This window comes from Actinomycetospora sp., assembly GCF_055612215.1.
In genome coordinates this window covers 1-1,589 of sequence record NZ_JBVPVA010001177.1, presented here as the reverse complement: position 1 = coordinate 1,589, position 1,589 = coordinate 1, and the positions used below count along the sequence as shown (strand labels likewise).

At 75.5% G+C, this 1,589-nt stretch carries 1 protein-coding gene and 1 pseudogene; both read left to right on the top strand.

What is annotated here, in order from left to right:
* Positions 1–584: pseudogene (locus AC0CYZ_RS31570) on the top strand (hypothetical protein); the annotation flags it as partial.
* Positions 585–783: 199 nt separating this feature from the next.
* A partial coding sequence (locus tag AC0CYZ_RS31565) for a glycoside hydrolase family 6 protein (RefSeq protein WP_472222199.1) occupies positions 784–1,589 on the top strand: 806 nt, incomplete at its 3' end.

Sequence of the window (1,589 nt, the reverse complement as noted above, 5' to 3'; positions counted from 1 at the left end):
CCGATCCGCAGTCCGACGGCCCGCGTCCCACGCCGACTCCGCGCCCCGGCCGGCTGCGCCCCGTCCGACCCGTGCCGAGCGCCGACGGCCCGCGCCCCGACGCCGGCCCGCGTCCCCGCCCGGCCGAGGCGGACGCGCCGGGCCGACCCGCGACGCCGTCGGAGGGTCGTCCCGAGCCGGTCACCCGGACCGCGGCGGTCCACCGCAACGAGATCGCGCCCCTGGAGCGCCGTCCCCGTCCCGGGGCGACCGGCCGCGCCGACGGTGCCGCCGCCGCGCAGCAGGGTGCTCCGGCGAACGGCTCCGCGCCCGCGAACGGCACCGCGCCGTCGTCCCCGGCCCTGGGCACTCCGGTGTCGGACGGACGGCCGTCGCCGAACGCCCGGCCCCGCCCGGTGCCGGCCGGGGTCACCCCCGGCGCACCGTCGGCCGGCACACAGGACGGCGACCCGATGAGCACCGCCGAGCGCTCGCTGCACGCCTCGACCGTCGCGGTCCGGGTGGTCGCGCTCGCGGCCGTCGCGCCCGCCGTCGCGGCCGCCCGGAGCGAGCGTCGCGAGCCGGAGCAGACCGAGGCGAGCTGAGGTCGCCGTCCTGCCGGTCGATCCGTTCCGACCCCGCCCGCGAACGTGCGGTTGGGCCGTTCGCTCCTGGTCACACGGTGTGGTCCGGGTGAGGGCCGGGGTGCGATCGGATCACACCGACCGGGATGGGACTCTTGCCCGGAACGGGATCGGACCCGACATCGGAATCGATCACGACGAACACCGGGGGTGGCTGGGGATGTCGGCACGACGGAGGCGGCTCGCCTCGGCCGCGCTGGCCGCGGTCGCGGCGCTGACACTGGCGGGATGCTCGGGCGGCTCGTCCCCGCTGCCCCCGGCTCCCCAGACGATCGTGCCGGCGGCGCCGTCGGAGTTCTGGGTGGACCCGGCCTCCGAGGCGGCCAAGCAGGTCCAGCAGTGGCGCAAGGACGGCCGGATCGCGGACGCGGCGCAGCTCGAGAAGATCGCCCGCCAGCCGGTCGCCCACTGGATCGGCAGCGAGGGCAACACCACCGACGAGACCAAGGGCATCGTCAACCAGGCGAAGGCCGGGGGCCGCACGCCGGTGCTCGTCGCCTACAACATCCCGAACCGCGACTGCGGCCAGTACTCCTCGGGTGGCGCGGCGAACGACGACGACTACCGCAGCTTCGTCCAGCAGATGGCCGACGGCATCGACGGCGCCAAGGCGATCGTCATCCTCGAGCCGGACGCGCTGGCGCAGACGCTGACCAAGTGCGAGGGCCAGGGCGAGCAGGACGGCCGGGAGGCGCTGCTCGCCGGCGCGGTCAAGACGCTGAGCGCCGCCGGCGGCGAGGTCTACATCGACGCGGGCAACCCCGGTTTCGTCACCGACACCGGCCAGCTCGCCGACGGGCTGCGCAAGTCCGGCGTCGACCAGGCGGCGGGCTTCGCGCTCAACGTCTCGAACTTCCAGACCAACGACGCCGTCGAGAGCTACGGCAAGAAGGTCTCCGACCAGCTCGGCGGCAAGAAGTTCGTCATCGACACCAGCCGCAACGGCAACGGCTCCTACAGCGGCCC